The sequence below is a fragment of the Variovorax sp. CCNWLW186 genome (genome assembly GCF_037203865.1).
Taxonomy (GTDB): Bacteria; Pseudomonadota; Gammaproteobacteria; order Burkholderiales; family Burkholderiaceae_C; genus Variovorax.
Genome location: NZ_JBBCBO010000005.1, coordinates 89,451 through 106,078, shown reverse-complemented (window position 1 = coordinate 106,078; position 16,628 = coordinate 89,451). Strand labels below are relative to the sequence as shown.

The following is a 16,628-nucleotide window of genomic DNA, read 5'->3' as shown; positions in this document are numbered from 1 at the left end:
GTGTTGTCCTTTCTCCCTCAGCGAGAGGGAGCCGGGCCGCTGCTGCAGGCGCGGCACAGCATCAGTGCCAGACGCTGCAGCGCCTGCCAGCCGCTGGCGGGCCAATCGGGCTGCTTGAGCCCCTTGCAGATGCCGTCCACCACATGCGCGGCGCGCAGCAGCCGGGCCAGCATGCGGTCGTCGAGCCTTGGCAGCACGCGCTCGAAAGCGCGCTCGCGCGGGCCCCAGATGCGGTTTTCGCGCAGCGCCATGGGCAGCGGCCGGCCCGAGGCCATGGCGTCCTTCACGCGTTTCAACGCGCGGATGTCCTCGGCAATCGTGTAGTGCACCAGCACCTCGGCCTCGCCTTCGGCCTGCAGCCCGTCGAGCATGCGTGCCACGCGCTGCGGATTGCCGGCCAGCACGGCTTCCGACAGCTTGAACACGTCGTAGCGCGCCACGTTGTTGACCGCGGCCTCGACCTGCTCCCAGCTCAGTTCGCCCGCCGAATGCAGCAAGGCGAGCTTCTGGATTTCCTGATGTGCCGCGAGCAGGTTGCCCTCGACGCGGTCGGCAAAGAACTGCAGCGTGCGCTGGCCTTCGTCGCCCGGCATCACGCGCTGGCCCTGCACCCCCAGGCGCTGCGCGATCCACTGCGGCAGCGCGGCGCGCTCGATGGGGTCGACCTGGATGCTGACACCGTTGTTCTCGAGCGCCGAAAACCAGGCGCCGGTGCGCGTGGCCTTGTCGAGCCGCGGCAGCATCACCAGCGTGAGCGTGCTGTCGTTGCCCTGCGCCGCTTCGGCCAGCTGCTGCAGCGCCGTGCTGCCGTCCTTGCCTGGCTTGCCCGAGGGAATGCGGATCTCGACGATCTGCTTGTCCGCGAACAGCGAGAGCGAACCGCCCGCCGCAAGCACCGCGCTCCAGTCGAAGTGCGCGCCGGCCACGGTGTACGAGCTGCGCTCGGTGTAGCCCTGCGTGCGCGCCGCGGCGCGAATGGCATCCGCGGCCTCTTGCGCGAGCAACGGCTCGTCGCCGTGGATCGTGTAGAGGGACTTCAGCCCCTTTTGCAGGTGGGGCCCGAGCTGGGCGCTGGCAAGTTGCATCGGATCGCGGCAGGCGCAGGCTTGCGCCTAGAGTTCCTTGACCGCAGCCAGGCGGCGCATCAGCTGCTGCGCGATGTCGGCCTGCATGTCGCGGTACAGTAGCTCGGCTTCGCCGTCTTTGGCGAGCGCATTGGTTTCGTTGAAGCTCAGGTCGCGCGTCTGCGACACCTCGGTGGGCGGCAGCAGCGTCTTGCCGCCGGGCGTGCGCAGCGAGAAGCGCACGCGCAGCTGCAGTTGCAGCTCGCGAAGCGCGCCGGCCGAGTTGGTCGAGATCACGATGCGGTCCCGGTTCTCGCCAAGAATCTCGAGGATTGCGTCGGCGGTCTGCGCCTCGGTGGGCGGCACCAGCGTCACGGTGCCGGCGGCGCGCATTTCTCGGCGCAGCCGGTTGATGAGCTCCGAATTGCCCGACACGGCCAGCGTCTTGAACGCGAACACGGGCGCCTTGCGCAGCTCGAACCCGCAGCCGGCCAGCGCAAGGCTTGCGCCCGCGGCGGACAGGCCCAGTAGAAAGCTGCGGCGCGGCAGCGAGGCAATTCGATTGTTCATGCTTGTGTCGTTACTCAAATGACCACGTTGACCAGGCGGCCGGGCACCACGATGACGCGCTTGGCCGGTGCGCCTTCCGCGAACTTGACGAAGTCGTCGCACGAGAGCGCGAGCTGCTCGATCTCGGCCTTGGAAGCGCCGGCCGGCACGCGCAGCGCGCCGCGCAGCTTGCCGTTGACCTGGAGCATGAGCTCGATCTCGTCCTGCTCGAGCGCACTCACGTCCACCACGGGCCAGGGTGCGTCGAGCAGGCCGCCCAGTTCCTTGTCGTAGCCGAGCTGCTGCCAGAGCTGGAACGCGATGTGCGGCGTGGCGGGATACAAGCAACGCAGCAGGATGCCGAAGCCTTCGCGCAGCGCGGCTGCATCGGCGGGGCTGCCGTCGGGCTTGAAGCCTTCGAGCGCGTTGAGCAGCTTCATCGCGCCCGACACCACCGTGTTGTATTGCATGCGCTGGTAGTCGTAGTCGACCTGGCGCAGCACGGTGTGCACCTCGCGGCGCAGCGCCTGGGCGTTCTTGCCGAAAGACTGGCCGCCAACGGCTACCGGTTGCACGCCGGCCTGCGCCACGCCGAAGTTCCACACCCGGCGCAGGAACCGGTAGCTGCCTTCGACGGCTGCATCGTTCCACTCGAGCGTGGCTTCCGGCGGCGCGGTGAACATGGTGTACAGGCGCGCGGTGTCGGCACCGTACTTCTCGATGAGGTCCTGCGGGTCGACGCCGTTGCGCTCGGTTTTGCCCATCTTGCCGACACCGCCGTATTCCAGCTTCGTGCCGTCAGCCAGAGTGCCGCCAATGATGCGACCCTGCGCATCGACAACTGGAGTGACCTCAGCCGGAGGGAAGTAATTCTTCTCGCCCCTCTCGCCCCGGTTGTAGAAGATGTGATTCAGCACCATGCCCTGCGTGAGCAGCTTGCTGAAGGGCTCGTCGACTTTCACCAGGCCCAGGTCGCGCATCACCTTGGTCCAGAAGCGCGCATACAGCAGGTGAAGAATCGCGTGCTCGATGCCACCGATGTACTGGTCCATCGGCATCCAGTAGTCGGCACCCCCGGCCACCATCGCCTCGTCGTTCTTCGGGTCGCAGTAGCGCATGAAGTACCACGAGCTGTCGACGAAGGTGTCCATCGTGTCGGTCTCGCGCCGCGCGGCCTTGCCGCACACGGGGCAGACCACGCCGGCGTGAAAGCCTTCGTGCTTGGCCAGCGGGTTGCCCGAGCCGTCGGGCACGCAGTCGGTCGGCAGCACCACGGGCAGGTCCTTCTCGGGGACCGGCACCGCGCCGTGCTCTTCGCAATGGATGATCGGGATCGGCGTGCCCCAGTAGCGCTGGCGGCTCACGCCCCAGTCGCGCAGGCGCCAGGTGGTCTGCATTTCGCCCAGGCCCTTCTGGGCGAGCGCGTGCGCCACGGCGGCCACGGCCTCCTTGTGGGTCATGCCGCTGAAGTTGTCGGAGTTGATGGTCACGCCGCGCTGCTTGTCGCCGTACCAATCCTGCCACTTGTGATAGTCGAAGTGCGGCTCGTCGTCGACCAGCACCACCTGGATGATCTCGATGCCGTACTTGTTGGCAAAGGCGAAGTCGCGCTCGTCGTGCGCGGGCACGCCCATCACGGCGCCGTCGCCGTAGTTGATGAGCACGTAGTTGCCCACCCACACCGGCACCTGCTCGTCGGTGATCGGGTGCGTCACGGTCAGGCCCGTGGGCACGCCCTTCTTCTCCTGCGTGGCGAGCTCGGCCTCGGTGGTGCCGCCGGCCTTGCATTCCTCGATGAAGGCCGCGACCTTGGGGTCGAGCGTGGCGGCGTGTGCGGCCAGCGGATGCTCCGGCGCCACGGCGCAGAAGGTCACGCCCATGATGGTGTCGGCGCGCGTGGTGAACACGTACATGCGGCCGTCCTGGATCAACTGGCCGCTCGCGTCCTTGATGTCGTGCGTGAAGGCGAAGCGCACGCCCTCGCTCTTGCCGATCCAGTTCTCCTGCATCAGCTTGACCCGTTCGGGCCAGCCCGGCAGCTTGTGCTGGGTGTGCTCGAGCAGCTCTTCGGCGTAGTCGCTGATCTTCAGGTAGTAGCCCGGGATCTCGCGGCGCTCGACCGTGGCGCCGGTGCGCCAGCCCTTGCCGTCGATCACCTGCTCGTTGGCCAGCACGGTCTGGTCGACCGGGTCCCAGTTGACGACCTGGGTCTTGCGGTAGGCAATGCCCTTTTCGAGCATCTTCAGGAACAGCCACTGGTTCCACTTGTAGTAGCTCGGGTCGCAGGTGGCGATCTCGCGGCTCCAGTCGATGGCCAAGCCCATGGCCTGGAGCTGGCCGCGCATGTAGTCGATGTTCTCGTACGTCCACTTGGCCGGCGGCACGCCGTTCTTCAGCGCCGCGTTCTCGGCCGGCAGGCCGAAGGCGTCCCAGCCCATGGGCATGAGCACGTTGTAGCCGCTCATGCGCAGGTAGCGCGTGAGCATGTCGTTGATGGTGTAGTTGCGCACATGGCCCATGTGCAGCTTGCCGCTGGGGTACGGCAGCATCGAGCAGGCGTAATACTTTTTGCGGCTCGCGTCCTCGGTGACGCGGTAGGCATCGGCGGCGCTCCATTGCGCCTGGGCAGCGGACTCGACGTCGCTGGGTTTGTAGCTGGGGTTCATGACGGTACGGCAGGAGCCCGGCTCGGAGCGGCCGGGGAAGGCGGATTATCGCGCCGACTAGACTCGCCCCCAGTCTTCGCGTACTTCGTGTCGCTTCGCCAACCCCCTACCGGGGCAACACCAGCGGCCCGGCAAAGCCGGTTCCGCGGTGTTTCACGAAAAATGCGGGACTTCCTGCCACCTGACGCGGATCGGAAAAAGCCATGAAACTGCTTTGGAAACACCTGGCACTGGGGCTTGCGGCCTGCCTTGCCACTGCCACGCCGCTGTGGGCGCAGCCGGCCAACAACGACAAGCCGCTGCGCATCGTCGTGCCCTTCGCCCCCGGCGGCGCGCAGGATGTGATTGCCCGCTACCTGGGCGCCAAGCTCACCGAAAAGCTGGGCGGCAGCGTCATCGTCGAGAACAAGGCGGGCGCGGGCGGCATCCTGGCGGCCGATGCGGTGGCCAAGTCGACCGACGGCGCCACCGTGCTGCTGGCCACCGGCGGCGCCATCACCATCGCGCCCCACCTGCAGGCCAAGCTGCCGTACGACCCGGTGCACGACCTCGCGCCCGTGGCGCTGGTCGGAGATACGCCGATGACCTTGGCCGTGCGCACCGAAAGCCCCTACAAGACCGTGGCCGACGTGCTGCGCGATGCCAAGGCCAAGCCCGGCCAGGTCACCTACGCATCGACCGGCAACGGCACGGTGTCGCACCTCACGGGCGCCCTGCTCGCACAGGCGGGCGGCGTGAACCTGCTGCATGTGCCGTACCGCGGCGCGGCGCCGGCGCTCACCGACCTGCTGGGCGGCCAGGTGGCGCTGATCGTGACCAGCGCCGCTTCCATCGAGCCGATGGTCGCGAGCGGCAAGGCCCGCGTGCTCGGCACCTTCTCGCGCGCGGCGCTGCCCAGCCTCGGCACGCCTCCGACGGTGGCCGAGGCAGCAGGCCTTGCCGGCATGGAGGTGCCGGTCTGGGTCGGCGTGATGGCCCCCGCGCGCATGCCCGCGGCCAGCCTCGAAAAGCTTTCCGCAGCGCTGGTCGAGGTATGCAACCTGCCCGAAACGAAACAGCGTTTCGCGCAACTGGGCGCGGTGAACACCTGCGGCGGCGGCGCGGCACTGGGCAAGGTCATTTCGGAAGACAGCCAGCGCTGGGCGAAGGTGATCAAGCAGGGCGGAATCAAGATTGACTGAGCTTGCGGGAAAGCGCTACCGGGTCGGCATTGCCGGCGCCGGCGCGATTGCGCTCGCCAGCGCGGCGTGGCTGCGGCAGGTGGGGCACGACGCCATGCTCTGGTCGCCGAGCGGCCAGGGCGCCGAGGCCTTGCGCACGCAACCGCTCGAAGCCAGCGGCGTGCAGCCGTGCAGCGTCTCGGTCGAAGTGGCGGACGATGCGGCCCAGCTTTGCCTTGCATCGGACCTGCTGCTGATCGCACTGCCGGTGAATGGGCACAAGCGCGTGATGGATGCGCTGCTGCCCTTCCTGCGCGACGGGCAGACGGTGATCGTCAGCTCGATGGCCTCGCTGTCTTCGCTCTATCTGTACGAAAGCGCCCTTCGCGCGGGCCTGCGGATCACCGTTGCGAGCTTCGGCACCACGGTGCTGACCGCGCGCCGCGAGTCGGGCACGCAGGTCAGGGTGATGACCCGGCGCAAGGCGGTCGGCGTGTCCGCCCTGCCGAGTGCCAACCTCGAGGAGGCCGTTGCGCTGTGCACCGCCCTGTTCGGCGACGGCTTCTTCCCGCAGAAAAACACGCTCGCCAGTGCGCTTGCGAACGTCAACCCACAGTCCCACGGCCCGCTGGCCGTCTTCAACTGGAGCCGCATCGAGCGCGCGGAAAACTGGCCGCAGTACCACTGCATGACCCCCGGCGTGGCCCGCGCAATCGAGGCGCTGGACCTGGAACGGCGAGCGGTGGCCAAGGCCTTCGGTATCGAGCTCGGCCCCATCGAGGAACACTTCGCGCGATCTTTCGGCACGGAATCGGCACGGCTCGAAGACATTGCGGCCGAGCTGCATGCCAAGCGCGGCGGCCCGCCGGGGCCCGTGCGCACCGACACCCGCTTCGTGACCGAGGACATGCCCTACGGGCTGGCTTTCATCGAGGCGCTGGGGCAGATTGCCGGCGTGCCCACGCCGGCGACGCGCACCATCGTGGACGCCGCCTCGCTGGTGAGCGGCACCGAATATCGGCAGCAGAATGACCTGCTGGCGCCGCTCAAGCTGGCCGGCGAAACCGTGGCCGGGCTGCTCGCCCGCCTATGAAGTTGCCGTTGCCTCGGGAAAGACCGGCTCGCCCAGGTTGAGCATCAGCCGGTTGGCCCAGGCAAAAAGCGCCACCGAGTGGATCAGGTCGAGGATCTCGAGTTCGGTCAGTCCCACCTCTTTCAGCGCCCGGACGTCCTCGGCCGATACCTTGTCGGGCTCGGCGCCCAGGCGTATCGAAAATTCGACGATGGCTTTTTCGCGCGCCGTGGTGCCCGCCCCAGCAGGCTCCTCGAACACCTGCGAAATCACGTCGTTGCGCTTGGCCAGCTGCTCGAAGCGCTGCGCATGCACCGAGGCGCAATACACGCAGCCGTTGACACGCGATTCCACCGTGGCACCCAGCTCGCGCTCGGCCCGCGGCATGCCGCCCGGCGCAAACATGATCGCGTTGAAGGCAATGGAGCGCTGCAGCAGCATTTCGGGCTGATGCGCCAGCATCAGAAAGTAAGGCGAGGTGCGCGCCTGCGGGCTCATCTCGTCGAGCGCGGCCAGTTGGGCCGGCGTGGCGGCGGCTGCATCGACCGGGTCGAGCCAGGGCTTCCAGCTCAGCACCTCGTTGGTAAAACCTTTGATGCGAATCGGAGTGGTCATTGCGACACCTCCAAAGCTGCGAGCGCCTGCAGGCCCGCGACCATGCGTATCTGGTAGGACAAGAAGGCGATCAGCTGGCCCAGCGCGACGATCGCAGGGGTCGAAAGGCCCGCCTGGGCCAGCGCCTCGACCGAGGCCTTGTCGCCTTCGATGGGGCGCTCGATCAGGCTGGCGGTGAACGCCAGCACCGTGCGCAGGCGCGCATCCGCCACCGCTGCGCCGCTCCCTACGGCGGCAACCAGCTCGCGGTCCGCGCCCTCGGCCAGCAAGCGCTCGCGGTAGTGCGCGGCAAGCGTCGCGGCTTTCGACACGCTGCAGGCGTGCAGCGCCACCAGCAGCCGCTCGGCCACCGAAAGGCCTTCGACCGTGGGCGAGAACATGGCGTCGTAGCTGCCCTGCGTGGCCGCCACGACCTTGTCGCGCTGCAGCCGCAGCATGCGGGTGGGCTGGGTTGGTGCCAGCGGCACCGAGGCGTCGACCACGTCGAGCGGTGTGGATGCGTCGTAGGAGGTTGTTGTCATGCGTTTCAGTTCAATTCAATCCGTTGAATGGGTCTGCAGGTTCAGCCGCGTTCGGCCGGTGGCGGCGCGGGCACCCACTCGTCGCCGAACAGCTCGGGCTCGCTGTAGGCCTCGATGTTGGCAAAGTGGTGCTCGAAATCTTCACGATAGAACAGGCTGGCCATGCCGCTCGCAAGCCGCCTGGCGCCGTCGCTGATTGCGGGGATGTCGCCCGACACCGTGCCGTGCGACAAGGCCGCCGGGTAGCAAAAGCAATGGATGCGGTCGAGCCCCGGGCACTCGCCCCTCGCGCGCTCCTGGAATTCGAACACCGGGCCGAGATCGGGCGAATCGGCCAACTCCTGGTCTTCGTTGCGGGGCGCGGGCACGAAGCGGTCACCCCATGTGCGCACATGCGGCGCGATGGCGTCGAACTCCGGCCGATTGCCCCAGTCGACCTTGAAGCCGGTCGAGACAATGAGAAAGTCGAACACGAAATCGCCCTTCGGCGTTGCCACCCGCATCGACGCGCCCTGCGGCTCGATCGAAAGAACCGGGCAGCCGAAGTTGAAGAATGCGTTCGGAAACCGCGACACGCGCAGCGTGCTGCCGTGCGGCGGCGGCACGTTCGCCACGTTGATGTAGTGGCGGATGCGCCACTTGAGCTCATCGGGCAGGTCGTAGTGCCCCTGCGTCAGGCCCGGCACGCCGGCGCCCTTGCCTTTGTTGACGCGCGGCAGGTCGGGCCGTCGGATCAGCAGCTCCACGCTGTACGCGCCGCATTCCAGCGCGGTGGCCGCGCTGTCCATGGCCGAAGAGCCCGCGCCGATCACGCCCACGCGCAGGCCGGCCAGCTTGCCGTAGTCCATGGCGTCGGACGAATGCGCCCATTGCGAGCGCGGCAGTGCGTTGACGAAAGCGGGAACTGCCGGGCCGCCGAGCCCGTCGCGCCCCGTGGCAAGCACCACGCGGCGCGCCAGCACGCGCTGCGCTCCGGTGGGCGTGCGCAGTTCCAGCCGCACCAGCGGCGCATTGGGCAACGGCTTGATCCCTGTGACCGCGGTTTCGTTGCGCACATCGACGTTCATCACCCGGCGGTACCAGACCAGGTAGTCCATCCACTGCAGGCGCGGGATCTTGTCCAGCGCCGCCCAGGCTTCGGCGCCGAACTGCGCCTCGAACCACGCACGGAAGGTCAGCGCGGGCAGGCCGAGCGCGGGCCCGGTCAGCTCCTTGGGCGAGCGCAGGGTTTCCATGCGCGCGGTGGTGGCCCACGGGCCTTCGTTGCCTGCGGGCGACCGGTCGAACACCACGGCGCGGATGCCCTGCTGCGCAAGGGCTGCGGCGGCCGCCAGCCCGGCCTGCCCGCCGCCGATGATGGCCACGTCGAGCACCGGCTCACCCGCGTGCTCGCGAACGGGCATCCAGGCGCGCGCAGGCCAGCCCAGGCATTCAAGATCCTTTGCAAGCCGCCGCTCGAGCGCGGCAAGGCCTTCCGGCGAAGAAGAAAGTACGAGGGGAACGGAGTCGGTTGTCATCTTGCGAGCGGGAACGGGAGCGGGGTTCACATGAAACCCCTGCCCAGTGTAGAAAGCTTTTCAGGCGCGACCGGAGAGACCCATGCATGGACCGGGCCCGGATCTCGCATGCCACAATGATTTTCAGACCACAGGGGCAGCATGCGCAGCAATCAAAGCAGCAACAGCGAATGGTGGCGCGGCGCGGTGATCTACCAGATCTATCCGCGCAGCTTCATGGACAGCAACGGCGATGGCATTGGCGACCTGCCTGGCATCACCTCCAGGCTCGAGCACGTGGCCGGCTTGGGGGTCGATGCGATCTGGGTGTCGCCCTTCTTCCGCTCGCCGATGAAGGACTTCGGCTACGACGTGTCCGACTACCGCGACGTCGACCCGATCTTCGGCACCCTGTCCGATTTCGACGAGATGCTGGCCCGCGCGCATTCGCTGGGCCTGAAGATCATCATCGATCAGGTGCTTTCGCATACGTCCGACCAGCACGCCTGGTTTGCCGAAAGCCGCTCGAGCCGCGATAACCCCAAGGCCGACTGGTACGTGTGGGCCGACCCACGGCCCGACGGCACGCCGCCGACCAACTGGCTCTCGGTGTTCGGCGGCTCGGCCTGGCAGTGGGACTCGCGCCGCCGGCAGTACTACCTGCACAGCTTTCTGAAGGAGCAGCCGGATCTCAACTTTCACTGCGCCGAGGTGCAGGAGGCCTTGCTCGGCGAAGTGCGCTTCTGGTGCGAGCGCGGCGTGGACGGCTTCCGCTTCGATGCCTGCAACCACCAGTTTCACGATGCGCAGCTGCGCGACAACCCGCCGGCCAGCACGGCCGCGCTGGACGAGGTGAGCACCGTGCGCGCGGACAACCCCTATGCGATGCAGCAGCACCTCTACGACAAGAGCCAGATGGAGAACCTGCTCTTTCTCGAGAACCTGCGCAAGCTGCTCGATGGCTACGGCGCCGTCGCGCTCGGCGAGGTGGGCGACGAGAACGCGCCGCCCGTGATGGCGCAGTACACCGAACTCGGCCGGCGCCTGCACCTGGCCTACAGCTTCAGCCTGCTGACGGCCGACCACAGCGTGCAGCACCTGCGCCACCAGGTCGAAACGCTCGACCAGGCACTCGCACCCACGGGTGGTTGGGGCTGCTGGGCTGTCTCCAACCACGACGTGCCCCGCGTGGCCACGCGCTGGAGCAACGGCAAACCCGAAGACACCCGGCGCGACCGGCTCTGGCTCACGCTGCTGCTCACCCTGCGCGGCAGCGCCAGCATCTACCAGGGCGAGGAACTCGGCCTGCCCGAGGCCGAGGTGCCGTTCGAATTGCTGCAAGACCCCTACGGCCGCGCGTTCTGGCCCGAGTTCAAGGGCCGCGACGGCTGCCGCACGCCCATGCCCTGGAAGGCCGACGAGCTTCATGCCGGGTTCACCACCGGCGGGCCCTGGCTGCCGGTCCATGGCCGCCACCTGCCGCTGGCGGTCGATCGCCAATCGACCGATCCCGATTCGATGCTCGCATTCAGCCGCGCGCTGCTGCACTGGCGCCGCACGCAGCCGCTGCTGCGCACGGGCAGCATCGCTTTCTTCGATGCGCCCGAGCCGGTGCTGTGGTTCGAGCGGCGCGAGGGCAATCAGTCGCTGCAGGCGCTCTTCAACCTGGGAGACGAATCCGTTTCGGTCGCGCTGCGCGAGGCGCTCGTGCCGTTGCCGGGGCATCCGCATTCGCCGCAGGCCGGGGCCCGCGTGCAAGCACGCGGCGACAGCAGCATGCTGACGCTGCCACCCTATGGTGTCTTTTTCGGCCGCCCCGCCAGCGAAGAGCAAATGTGAAGAACATGCCACCGATGCTGCTGCCCGAACGCGAAGCGCGCGCACTGATGCGCGCCGAACACGGCGACCCGTTCGCGGTGCTCGGGCCGCACGAGACACGGGACGGCCTGCAGGTGCGTGCGCTCTTGCCCGGCGCGCACAGCGTGGCGGTGATGCACACGCGCACGGGCTGGCCGCTGGCCATGCTCGCCCGGCAAGACGGCACCGACATCTTTTCGGGCCTGGTGCCGGCAGCGGAGGCGCTGTTGGGCTATTCGTTCCAGGTCGACTGGGGCACGCACACCTCGCGGCTCGAAGACCCTTACCGCTTTCCATTCGTGCTCGGCGAAACCGATGTGTGGCTGCTGGCCGAGGGCACGCACCTGCGGCCCTGGGAACGTCTGGGCGCCCACCTGCGCGAGATGGACGGCGTGAAGGGCGTGGCCTTCGCGGTGTGGGCGCCCAACGCGCGGCGCGTGTCGGTGGTGGGCGACTTCAACAACTGGGACGGCCGGCGCCACATGATGCGGTTGCGTCGCGAGTGCGGCGTGTGGGAAATCTTTGCGCCGCACGTGGCCACCGGCGACAGCTACGAGTTCGAGATTCTTTCGTCCGAAGGCGAGGTGCTGCGCAAGGCCGACCCGTTCGCCTTTTCTTCGCGCCTGCGGCCTGAAACCGCCTGCGTGGTGGCACCGCTGCCCGCGCCGGTGGCCATGCCGCCCGAGCGGGCGGCGGCCAACAGCCGCCATGTGCCGATCAGCATCTACGAAGTGCACCTGGGCTCATGGCGCCGCAAGAACGGGCACGAATGGCTGGACTACCGCGAGCTGGCCGACACGCTGGTGCCTTATGCGCGCGACATGGGCTTCACGCACATCGAGCTGCTGCCGGTGAGCGAGCATCCGTTCGACGGCTCGTGGGGCTACCAACCCATCGGCCTGTATGCACCCACCTCGCGCTTCGGCACGCCGGGCGACTTTCGCCACTTTGTCGAAACAGCGCATGCGGCGGGGCTTGGCGTGATCCTCGATTGGGTGCCCGCGCACTTCCCCACCGATGCACACGGCCTCGGCCGCTTCGACGGCACCGCGCTCTACGAATATGCCGACCCGCGCGAAGGCTTTCACAACGACTGGAAGACGCTCATCTTCAACTACGCGCGCACGGAGGTGCGCAACTACCTGGTCGGCAATGCGCTGTACTGGCTCGAACGCTACGGCGTGGACGGCCTGCGCGTCGATGCGGTCGCCTCCATGCTCTACCGCGACTACAGCCGCAAGCCCGGCGAGTGGGTGCCCAACGCCTACGGCGGACGCGAGAACCTCGAGGCCATCGGCTTCCTGCGGCGCATGAACCACGTGGTGGGCGTGGAGCGGCCGGGCGCCATCACGCTGGCCGAGGAGTCGACGAGTTTTCCGGGCGTGACGCGGCCGCCCGAGGACGGCGGCCTGGGCTTTCACTACAAGTGGAACATGGGCTGGATGAACGACACGCTCGCCTATGCGGGCACCGACCCGGTCCACCGCAAGCACCATCACCAGCAGATCACCTTCGGGCTGATGTACGCGCACAGCGAGAACTTCGTGCTGCCGCTGTCGCACGACGAGGTGGTGCACGGCAAGGGCTCGATGTTCGGGCGCATGCCCGGCGACGAATGGCAGAAGTTCGCGGGGCTGCGCAATCTCTACGGCTACCTCTGGGCTTATCCGGGAAAGAAGCTGCTCTTCATGGGGAGCGAATTCGCGCAGGTGGCCGAATGGAACGCCGACCGCAGCCTGGACTGGCACCTGCTGGAGCACCCGATGCACCAGGGGGTGCGCCGTCTGGTGCGCGATCTCAACAACGTGTACCGGCACTTCCCTGCCCTGTACGAGCTCGACACCGAAAGACCCGGCTTCGAGTGGATCGTGCACGACGATGCCGACCAGTCGGTGTTCGCCTTCGTGCGCCGGGCGCGCGACGGCTCGTTCGTGGTGGCGGTGTGCAACTTCACGCCGCTGCCTCGGCACGGCTATCGGCTGGGGGTGCCCGCGGCGGGCGCATACCGCGAGGCCATCAACACCGATGCCGCGGTGTACGGCGGCAGCGGCGTGGGCAATGGCGTGGTCGAGAGTTCATCGACCCGCTGGCACGGCAAGGACCATGCGATCGAAATCAGCGTGCCGCCCTTGGCCACCGTGATGTGGGTATTGGCTTGAAACGATGCTGAATACGGGCTCCCCTTTCCCCCTTGGTGCAACGCTTTCGCCGAACGGCGTGAACTTTGCGCTCGTGGCGCCGAACGCCGAGGCTGTCGAGCTTTGCCTGTTCGACGCGACGGGCCGCAACGAGCAGCAGCGCATCCGGCTGCCCGCCTTCACCGACGGTGTCTGGCACGGCCTGCTGCCGAGCGGTCGCGCCGGGCTGGTCTACGGCTTTCGCGTGCACGGCCCCTGGGCGCCGCACGAGGGGCAGCGATTCAATGCCGCCAAGGTGCTGCTCGATCCGTATGCGCGCGAGATCGTCGGCGCATACGACGGCAGCGACCTGTTCCTGGGGCATGACCCTGCGAGCCCGGACCAAAGGAATACGCGGGACAACGCCGCCGTGGCGCTCAAGGCCCGCGTGGCGGCGGCCGGCAGCACGGCGGCCGCCCCAGGCCATGCTCGCATTCCGGCCGGCGAGCGCGTGCTCTACGAATTGCATGTGCGGGGACAGACCCGGCTGCACCCCGCCGTGCCCGCCGCATTGCGCGGCACCTATGCCGGCCTGGCCGAGCCCGCGGTGCTCGACCATCTGCAGGGCCTCGGCGTCACCACGCTGAGCCTGATGCCCGTGCAGCACCGCGCCGACGAGCAGCGGCTGCTCGCCATGGGCCTCAGCAACTACTGGGGCTACAACACCATCGGCTGGTTTGCGCCCGAGGCGCGCTACTGGAGCGGCCGCCCGGGCACCACGCCGGCCAGCGAGTTCCGCGCCATGGCCGACGCGGTGCACGCGCGCGGCATGGAGCTGGTGATCGACGTGGTCTACAACCACAGCGCCGAGACCGACGAGTTCGGCCCCACGCTCTCGCTGCGCGGCATCGACAACGCGCTGTACTACCACCTGCGTTCGGACGACCGCGCGCTGTATGCCAACTGGACCGGCTGCGGCAACTGCCTGAACCTGGCCGAGCCGCGCGTGCTGCAGTTGGTGATGGACAGCCTGCGCCATTGGGTTTGCGAGCTCGGCGTCGATGGCTTCCGCTTCGACCTGGCATCGGTGCTGGGGCGCGGTGCCGATGGCAACTTCGACCCGCGCGCGCCCTTCTTTGCGGCCGTTGCGCAAGACCCGGTGCTCTCGCGCACGCTGCTGATCGCGGAGCCCTGGGACATCGGCGCGGGCGGCTACCGCTTGGGCGAATTTCCGCCGGGCTGGCTCGAGTGGAACGACCGCTATCGCGACACGCAGCGCGGCTTCTGGCTGCGGCAAGGGCGCGGGGGCGCAGCGGGCCTCGGCGATTTTGCGCATCGCTTCACCGCCTCGAGCGCGCAGTTCGCCCACCACGGCCGCGCACCGACCACCAGCGTCAACTTCATCACGGCGCACGACGGCTTCACGCTGCGCGACCTGCTGAGCTACGAGGAGCGGCACAACCTGGCCAACGGCGAGAACAACCGCGACGGCCATGCCCACAACCTGGGCAACAACTTCGGGGTCGAAGGACCGAGCGACGACCCCGCGGTGCTGGCCGAACGCGGCCGGCTGCAGCGGGCGCTGCTCGCCACGCTGCTGCTCTCGCAAGGCACGCCCATGCTGCTGGCCGGCGACGAGCTCGGTCACACCCAGCAAGGCAACAACAACGCCTATTGCCAGGACAACGAAACCACATGGCTCGCGTGGATCGGCACGCACGAACCCGCAAGCGACGCCGCCCGACTGAGCGCCTTCGTTGCGCGGCTCATCGCCCTGCGCCGCGAAGCGCCCGCGCTGCGCAGCACGCGGTGGTGGCCGGCGCGGCCGGCACCGGGAACACCGGGCATCCGCTGGCTGCGGCCCGACGGATCGCCCATGCAGGAAGCCGATTGGAACCACGGCACGGCGCTTGCAATCCTTTTCGAGGCCGCGGCAACGGATGGGCCGGACTGGCTGGTACTGGTGAATGCGGGGCCGCAAGCTGTTTCATTCGCGCTGCCTTCCGGTGCGTGGCGCTGCCGGCTCGCGACCGACCCCGAGGCGGACGCCGGTAGCAACCCAGACCGGACCCGTGCGGACACAGTGGAAGTGCCTCATTCGAGCCTGTGGATTGCAAGAACGTAGGAGCCAGCCGTGCGGCACGGTGCTAGGCTGATTGCGGAAACCCTGATGACGACGAGACGACCCGACAACGAACGGAGACCCAAATGGACAACAACAGCACGCCGCAAGCGCCCCTGCAGGCGCATCAACTGGTTCGCCGCACCATCGCGCTGGTATTGGCCGGCGGGCGCGGCTCGCGCCTGAAGCAGCTGACCGACCGGCGCGCCAAGCCGGCGGTCTACTTCGGCGGCAAATTCCGCATCATCGACTTCGCGCTGTCGAATTGCCTCAACTCCGGCATCCGGCGCATGGCGGTGGTCACGCAGTACAAGTCGCACTCGCTCATGCGCCACCTGCAGCGCGGCTGGAGCTTTCTGCGCGCCGAGCTGAACGAAATGGTCGACGTGCTGCCCGCGCAGCAGCGCACGGGCGACGAGCACTGGTACCGCGGCACGGCCGATGCGGTGTTCCAGAACCTGGACATCATCCAGACCCGCTCGACCAAGCATGACTACGTGGTGGTGCTGGCCGGCGACCACATCTACAAGATGGACTACTCGATCATGGTCAAGGACCATGCCGAGCGCGGCCTGGGCTGCACGGTCGGCTGCATCGAGGTGCCGCGCATGGAAGCCACGGCCTTCGGCGTGATGGCCATCGACGACGGCCGGCAGATCACCGCCTTTCTCGAAAAGCCCGCCGATCCGCCCGCGATGCCGGGCCACCCCGACCTGGCACTGGCCAGCATGGGCATCTACGTGTTCGACTCCGAATACCTCTACCAGCTGCTCGAGGAAGACGCCGCCAACCCCGATTCGAGCCACGATTTCGGCAAGGACATCATCCCGCGCGCCGTGGCGCAGGGCCGTGCGCTGGCGCATCCGTTCGGCATGTCGTGCGTCACCCGCGCCTCGCGCGGGCCCGACGCCAAGGCCTACTGGCGCGACGTGGGCACGATTGATGCATTCTGGGCAGCCAACCTCGATCTGGCCTCGATCACCCCCGAGCTCGACATCTATGACACAGACTGGCCCATCTGGACCTACCAGCGGCAACTGCCGCCGGCCAAGTTCGTGCTCGACCGGGACGGCAAGCACGGCATGACCGTCAACACCATCGTCTCGGGCGGCTGCATCGTCTCGGGCTCCAAGGTCAGCAGCTCGGTGCTGTTCTCGGGCGTGCGCATCCATTCGTTCTGCGAAATCAACGAGGCGGTGCTGCTGCCCGATGTCGAGGTGGGCCGCGGCGCCCGGCTCAGCAAGGTTGTGATCGACCGCGGCTGCGTGATTCCCGACGACATGGTGATCGGCGAGGATGCCGCCGCCGATGCCGCCCGCTTCGAGCGCACCGAAACTGGCGTGGTGCTGGTCACGCGCGAAATGCTCAAGCGACTGGCTGCCTGAGGCC

12 protein-coding genes are annotated in these 16,628 nt (G+C 67.9%); 6 read left to right on the top strand and 6 right to left on the bottom strand.

Annotated elements, in window-relative coordinates:
• Window positions 1-17: 17 nt before the first annotated feature.
• From holA to leuS, 3 genes are read right to left on the bottom strand one after another with little or no spacing between them, the layout of a single operon-like run.
• Entirely contained in the window at window positions 18-1,085 is a 1,068-nt protein-coding gene (gene holA, locus V9K97_RS08230; RefSeq protein WP_337317459.1) for a DNA polymerase III subunit delta, read from the bottom strand.
• A gap of 27 nt (window positions 1,086-1,112) precedes the next feature.
• Window positions 1,113-1,634 (bottom strand): LPS-assembly lipoprotein LptE, encoded by a 522-nt coding sequence (locus V9K97_RS08225; protein ID WP_337310335.1) that lies wholly within the window; start codon window positions 1,632-1,634, stop codon window positions 1,113-1,115.
• 14 nt (window positions 1,635-1,648) lie between these two features.
• Window positions 1,649-4,279 carry a leucine--tRNA ligase gene (gene leuS / locus V9K97_RS08220; protein WP_337317457.1) on the bottom strand — a complete coding sequence of 877 codons (2,631 nt, stop codon included), beginning with the start codon at window positions 4,277-4,279 and terminating at the stop codon, window positions 1,649-1,651.
• A gap of 203 nt (window positions 4,280-4,482) precedes the next feature.
• Between leuS and V9K97_RS08215 the strand changes: the two genes are divergently transcribed.
• On the top strand, window positions 4,483-5,460 hold the full coding sequence (locus V9K97_RS08215) for a Bug family tripartite tricarboxylate transporter substrate binding protein (protein WP_337317455.1): 978 nt from the start codon (window positions 4,483-4,485) through the stop codon (window positions 5,458-5,460).
• Window positions 5,453-6,532: an NAD/NADP octopine/nopaline dehydrogenase family protein gene (locus V9K97_RS08210; RefSeq protein WP_337317453.1), complete on the top strand. Its 1,080-nt coding sequence runs from the start codon at window positions 5,453-5,455 to the stop codon at window positions 6,530-6,532. The genes V9K97_RS08215 and V9K97_RS08210 overlap by 8 nt, the downstream gene beginning before the upstream one ends.
• On the opposite strand, the gene V9K97_RS08205 is transcribed toward V9K97_RS08210, so the two are convergent.
• Genes V9K97_RS08205 through V9K97_RS08195 form a run of 3 tightly spaced genes read right to left on the bottom strand, consistent with a single transcriptional unit; the run spans window position 6,527 to window position 9,164 of the window.
• Entirely contained in the window at window positions 6,527-7,126 is a 600-nt protein-coding gene (locus tag V9K97_RS08205) for a peroxidase-related enzyme (protein ID WP_337317451.1), read from the bottom strand. The two genes, V9K97_RS08210 and V9K97_RS08205, sit on opposite strands and share 6 nt — an antisense overlap.
• Window positions 7,123-7,647 carry a CMD domain-containing protein gene (locus V9K97_RS08200; protein WP_337317449.1) on the bottom strand — a complete coding sequence of 175 codons (525 nt, stop codon included), beginning with the start codon at window positions 7,645-7,647 and terminating at the stop codon, window positions 7,123-7,125. Before V9K97_RS08200 ends, V9K97_RS08205 begins: the two co-directional genes overlap by 4 nt.
• 41 nt (window positions 7,648-7,688) lie before the next feature.
• Complete coding sequence (locus tag V9K97_RS08195) at window positions 7,689-9,164, bottom strand: NAD(P)/FAD-dependent oxidoreductase (RefSeq protein ID WP_337317448.1); 1,476 nt, start codon at window positions 9,162-9,164, stop codon at window positions 7,689-7,691.
• Window positions 9,165-9,305: 141 nt separating this feature from the next.
• On the opposite strand from V9K97_RS08195, the gene V9K97_RS08190 reads away from it, so the two are divergent.
• The 4 genes from V9K97_RS08190 (at window position 9,306) to glgC (ending at window position 16,624) form a co-directional block, all read left to right on the top strand.
• Window positions 9,306-10,982, top strand: coding sequence for an alpha-glucosidase (locus V9K97_RS08190; protein WP_337317446.1), 1,677 nt, complete (start codon window positions 9,306-9,308; stop codon window positions 10,980-10,982).
• A 5-nt stretch (window positions 10,983-10,987) separates the two neighbouring features.
• Window positions 10,988-13,159 (top strand): 1,4-alpha-glucan branching protein GlgB, encoded by a 2,172-nt coding sequence (gene glgB, locus V9K97_RS08185; protein WP_337317596.1) that lies wholly within the window; start codon window positions 10,988-10,990, stop codon window positions 13,157-13,159.
• Between the two features lie 4 nt (window positions 13,160-13,163).
• Window positions 13,164-15,242: a glycogen debranching protein GlgX gene (gene glgX, locus V9K97_RS08180; protein ID WP_337317444.1), complete on the top strand. Its 2,079-nt coding sequence runs from the start codon at window positions 13,164-13,166 to the stop codon at window positions 15,240-15,242.
• An 83-nt stretch (window positions 15,243-15,325) separates the two neighbouring features.
• Window positions 15,326-16,624, top strand: a complete 1,299-nt coding sequence (glgC, locus tag V9K97_RS08175; protein ID WP_337317442.1) for a glucose-1-phosphate adenylyltransferase — start codon at window positions 15,326-15,328, stop codon at window positions 16,622-16,624.
• Window positions 16,625-16,628 lie beyond the last annotated feature (4 nt).

Excerpts from the sequence above, each read along its gene's own strand:
- V9K97_RS08205 (WP_337317451.1), bottom strand. The coding sequence starts at position 7,126 with ATGACCACTCCGATTCGCATCAAAGGTTTTACCAACGAGGTGCTGAGC.
- V9K97_RS08200 (WP_337317449.1), bottom strand. The coding sequence starts at position 7,647 with ATGACAACAACCTCCTACGACGCATCCACACCGCTCGACGTGGTCGAC.
- leuS (WP_337317457.1), bottom strand. The coding sequence starts at position 4,279 with ATGAACCCCAGCTACAAACCCAGCGACGTCGAGTCCGCTGCCCAGGCG.
- V9K97_RS08195 (WP_337317448.1), bottom strand. The coding sequence starts at position 9,164 with ATGACAACCGACTCCGTTCCCCTCGTACTTTCTTCTTCGCCGGAAGGC.
- glgB (WP_337317596.1), top strand. The coding sequence starts at position 10,988 with ATGCCACCGATGCTGCTGCCCGAACGCGAAGCGCGCGCACTGATGCGC.
- holA (WP_337317459.1), bottom strand. The coding sequence starts at position 1,085 with ATGCAACTTGCCAGCGCCCAGCTCGGGCCCCACCTGCAAAAGGGGCTG.
- glgC (WP_337317442.1), top strand. The coding sequence starts at position 15,326 with ATGGACAACAACAGCACGCCGCAAGCGCCCCTGCAGGCGCATCAACTG.
- V9K97_RS08225 (WP_337310335.1), bottom strand. The coding sequence starts at position 1,634 with ATGAACAATCGAATTGCCTCGCTGCCGCGCCGCAGCTTTCTACTGGGC.
- V9K97_RS08215 (WP_337317455.1), top strand. The coding sequence starts at position 4,483 with ATGAAACTGCTTTGGAAACACCTGGCACTGGGGCTTGCGGCCTGCCTT.
- glgX (WP_337317444.1), top strand. The coding sequence starts at position 13,164 with ATGCTGAATACGGGCTCCCCTTTCCCCCTTGGTGCAACGCTTTCGCCG.
- V9K97_RS08190 (WP_337317446.1), top strand. The coding sequence starts at position 9,306 with ATGCGCAGCAATCAAAGCAGCAACAGCGAATGGTGGCGCGGCGCGGTG.